Annotated in this window: 2 rRNA genes; both read left to right on the forward strand. The window is 63.2% G+C overall.

Annotated features, from left to right (window positions below):
- Positions 1 to 12 precede the first annotated feature (12 nt).
- Positions 13 to 1,518: ribosomal RNA gene (locus ACESWY_RS10180) — 16S ribosomal RNA — on the forward strand.
- A 402-nt stretch (positions 1,519 to 1,920) separates the two neighbouring features.
- Positions 1,921 to 4,845, forward strand: a 23S ribosomal RNA gene (locus ACESWY_RS10185); the annotation flags it as partial.

The following is a 4,845-nucleotide window of genomic DNA, read 5'->3' on the forward strand; positions in this document are numbered from 1 at the left end:
GCCCATATATTTTGGACGGAGAGTTCGATCCTGGCTCAGGATGAACGCTGGCGGCGCGCCTAACACATGCAAGTCGAACGGCACCCCTCTCCGGAGGGAAGCGAGTGGCGAACGGCTGAGTAACACGTGGAGAACCTGCCCCCTCCCCCGGGATAGCCGCCCGAAAGGACGGGTAATACCGGATACCCCGGGGTGCCGCATGGCACCCCGGCTAAAGCCCCGACGGGAGGGGATGGCTCCGCGGCCCATCAGGTAGACGGCGGGGTGACGGCCCACCGTGCCGACAACGGGTAGCCGGGTTGAGAGACCGACCGGCCAGATTGGGACTGAGACACGGCCCAGACTCCTACGGGAGGCAGCAGTGGGGAATCTTGCGCAATGGGGGGAACCCTGACGCAGCGACGCCGCGTGCGGGACGGAGGCCTTCGGGTCGTAAACCGCTTTCAGCAGGGAAGAGTCAAGACTGTACCTGCAGAAGAAGCCCCGGCTAACTACGTGCCAGCAGCCGCGGTAATACGTAGGGGGCGAGCGTTATCCGGATTCATTGGGCGTAAAGCGCGCGTAGGCGGCCCGGCAGGCCGGGGGTCGAAGCGGGGGGCTCAACCCCCCGAAGCCCCCGGAACCTCCGCGGCTTGGGTCCGGTAGGGGAGGGTGGAACACCCGGTGTAGCGGTGGAATGCGCAGATATCGGGTGGAACACCGGTGGCGAAGGCGGCCCTCTGGGCCGAGACCGACGCTGAGGCGCGAAAGCTGGGGGAGCGAACAGGATTAGATACCCTGGTAGTCCCAGCCGTAAACGATGGACGCTAGGTGTGGGGGGACGATCCCCCCGTGCCGCAGCCAACGCATTAAGCGTCCCGCCTGGGGAGTACGGCCGCAAGGCTAAAACTCAAAGGAATTGACGGGGGCCCGCACAAGCAGCGGAGCATGTGGCTTAATTCGAAGCAACGCGAAGAACCTTACCAGGGCTTGACATATGGGTGAAGCGGGGGAGACCCCGTGGCCGAGAGGAGCCCATACAGGTGGTGCATGGCTGTCGTCAGCTCGTGTCGTGAGATGTTGGGTTAAGTCCCGCAACGAGCGCAACCCCCGCCGCGTGTTGCCATCGGGTGATGCCGGGAACCCACGCGGGACCGCCGCCGTCAAGGCGGAGGAGGGCGGGGACGACGTCAAGTCATCATGCCCCTTATGCCCTGGGCTGCACACGTGCTACAATGGCCGGTACAGAGGGATGCCACCCCGCGAGGGGGAGCGGATCCCGGAAAGCCGGCCCCAGTTCGGATTGGGGGCTGCAACCCGCCCCCATGAAGTCGGAGTTGCTAGTAATCGCGGATCAGCATGCCGCGGTGAATGCGTTCCCGGGCCTTGTACACACCGCCCGTCACACCACCCGAGTCGTCTGCACCCGAAGTCGCCGGCCCAACCGCAAGGGGGGAGGCGCCGAAGGTGTGGAGGGTGAGGGGGGTGAAGTCGTAACAAGGTAGCCGTACCGGAAGGTGCGGCTGGATCACCTCCTTTCTAGGGAGATACATTCTTAGAGAGAAAACACTTTAACTCGAATAGAGGGCAGGAGCCCGTCCGGTGGATGTCGCCTGGATGATTCCCCGCAGCACCCGGTCCCCGGGGTCGCACCCGCGTACCTTGAGAGCCGCATAGCGATAGGAGAGAGATGGAAGATCAATTTCTTCCAGACTCGATTCTTTTCTGCGATTTTAAAGACAGAATGATAGCAATCATTCATCCGATCCAAACAAGAAGAATTCACTTATATATGAGTGAGGAGCATCTGATCGCGAGCACAGTGAAGACACTGTGCCGCGGTATGAGATACCCGAATTGCGACATACGAGCGCTATTCATGATATCGATTAATTAGATTAATTAGCGACACGTGGATATCCCGCGGGCCCGAGAGCGGTCCCGCAAGATACCACGGGCGCACGGCGGATGCCTTGGCACAGGGAGCCGATGAAGGACGCGGCAAGCTGCGATAATCCCCGGCGAGGAGCACACATCCTTCGACCCGGGGGTCTCCGAATGGGCGAACCCATGCACAGCGGTGTGCATATCCCCCCGCCGAACGCATAGGCGGGGGGAGGACAACCCGGGGAACTGAAACATCTAAGTACCCGGAGGAGAGGAAATCAATCTCGAGACTCCCCGAGTAGCGGCGAGCGAAAGGGGACCGATGGCCAAACCGTCGAGCGGGCATACCCGGCAGGGGTTCCGCCGACGGGGTTGCAGGGCCGCGCATCCGGGGGCTGCCGCCCCCGGGCGCAGGTCCGGCTGGGGAGCGGAACGGCATGGGAGGGCCGGCCGCAGCGGGTGACAGCCCCGTACGCGAACCCAGACCGGACGGCGCGACGCGGTCCCTGAGTAGGGCCGGGCACGTGAAACCCGGTCCGAACCTGGGTGGACCACCATCCAAGCCTGAGTACTACCCTGTGACCGATAGCGCACCAGTACCGTGAGGGAAAGGTGAAAAGCACCCCGGGAGGGGAGTGAAACAGTACCTGAAACCGTGCGCCCACGAGCAGTCGGAGCACCTTTATGGTGTGACGGCGTGCCTTTTGTAGAATGAGCCAGCGAGTCGCTGGCGCGGGGCGAGGTTAACCGAAAGGGAGCCGAAGCGAAAGCGAGCCTTAACAGGGCGACTTGAGTCCCGCGCCGCGGACGCGAAGCCGGGTGAGCTATCCGTGGGCAGGCTGAAGCGGGGGTAAGACCCCGTGGAGGGCCGAACGCACGTCGGTTGAAAACGGCGGCGATGACCTGCGGATAGGGGTGAAAGGCCAATCAAACCCGGAGATATCTCGTTCTCCCCGAAATAGCTTTAGGGCTAGCGTCGCGCGTTCACCGCCGGAGGTAGAGCACCGGATGGACGAGGGGGCTTCGCCGCCTACCGAATCCAACCGAACTCCGAATGCCGGCGGCCCAGAGCGCGGCAGTCAGAGCATGTGGGCTAAGCTGTGTGCTCGAGAGGGAAACAGCCCGGACCGCCCGCTAAGGTCCCCAAGTTCCAGCCGAGTGGCAAAGGATGTGCGTCCGCCCAGACAACCAGGATGTTGGCTTAGAAGCAGCCATCCATTCAAAGAGTGCGTAACAGCTCACTGGTCGAGTGGACATGCGCCGACAATACACGGGGCTAAGCTGGACACCGAAGCGGCGGGATTTTAATTCATTAGAATCGGTAGGGGAGCTTCCCATGGGCGGAGAAGCCGGAGGGCGACCGACGGTGGAGCGCATGGGAGTGAGAATGCTGGCATGAGTAGCGAGAGACGAGAGAGTAACTCGTCCGCCGTGAACCCGAGGTTTCCTGGGCAAGGCTAATCCTCCCAGGGTCAGTCGGGGGCTAAGGCGAGGCCGGTAGGCGTAGCCGACGCGCAGCAGGCAGACATTCCTGCACCGCGCACGCGGCGCTACGACCGACGGGGCGACGGATGGGGGTGGCTCGGCGGGGTTCTGGACGTCCCCGTGATGGAGCGCGGCCCGCGGACCAGGGAAATCCGGTCCGCAGAAGGGCGAGGCTCCGGACGAAGCACTTAAGCGAAGCGAGTGAGCCCGAGGTCCCTAGAAAAACCCCTAGGCAGGCGCGTGCGCGCCCGTACCGCAAACCGACACAGGTGGGTGGGTAGAACATACCGAGGCGATCGGGTCAACCATGGTCAAGGAACTCGGCACAATGGCCCCGTAACTTCGGGAGAAGGGGTGCCCGCGCGTACGTGAACCGGCTCGCCCGGGGAGCGGAGGCGGGCCGCAGTGGAGAGGCCCAAGCGACTGTTTACCAAAAACACAGGACTCTGCAGAAGCCGCAAGGCGACGTATAGGGTCTGACGCCTGCCCGGTGCCGGAAGGTCACGCGGAGGAGTTAGCCGATTCGGCGAAGCCCCGAAGCCAAGCCCCGGTAAACGGCGGCCGTAACTATAACGGTCCTAAGGTAGCGAAATTCCTTGTCGGGTAAGTTCCGACCTGCACGAAAGGCGCAACGACTTGGGCGCTGTCTCGACCATGGACCCGGTGAAATTGCACTGGTCGTGAAGATGCGACTTACCCGCGGAAGGACGGAAAGACCCCGTGAACCTTCACTGCAGCTTGGCATTGGCCGCTGGTCCCGCGTGTAGAGGATAGGCAGGAGGCACAGATCCGGAGGCGCCAGCCCCCGGGGAGCCGCCCTTGGAATACTGCCCTCGCGCGACCGGCGTCCTAACCCGAGGCCGTCAACCGGCTCGGGGACCGTGCCAGGCGGGCAGTTTGACTGGGGCGGTCGCCTCCTAAAGGGTAACGGAGGCGCGCGAAGGTCCGCTCGGGACGGTCGGCAACCGTCCTTTTGAATGCAAGAGTACAAGCGGGCTTGACTGCGAGGCCCACAAGCCGAGCAGGTGCGAAAGCAGGCTCTAGTGATCCGGCGGCCCCGAGTGGGTGGGCCGTCGCTCAACGGATAAAAGGTACTCCGGGGATAACAGGCTGATCTTGCCCAAGAGTCCACATCGACGGCAAGGTTTGGCACCTCGATGTCGGCTCATCGCATCCTGGGGCTGGAGCAGGTCCCAAGGGTACGGCTGTTCGCCGTTTAAAGCGGTACGCGAGCTGGGTTCAGAACGTCGTGAGACAGTTCGGTCCCTATCCTCCGTGGGCGCAGGAGAATCGATGGAGGCTGCCCCCAGTACGAGAGGACCGGGGTGGACGCACCTCCGGTGAACCGGTTGTCGACCAACGGCACGGCCGGGTAGCCGCGTGCGGCGCGGATAACCGCTGAAGGCATCTAAGCGGGAAGCCGTTCCAGGGATCAGTTCTCCTTCCGGTAAGGGCCCAGGTAGACTACCTGGTCGATAGACGGCAGGTGCAAGG

The organism is Collinsella aerofaciens ATCC 25986 (assembly GCF_964237925.1).
In the GTDB taxonomy this organism is placed as follows: domain Bacteria; phylum Actinomycetota; class Coriobacteriia; order Coriobacteriales; family Coriobacteriaceae; genus Collinsella; species Collinsella aerofaciens_BJ.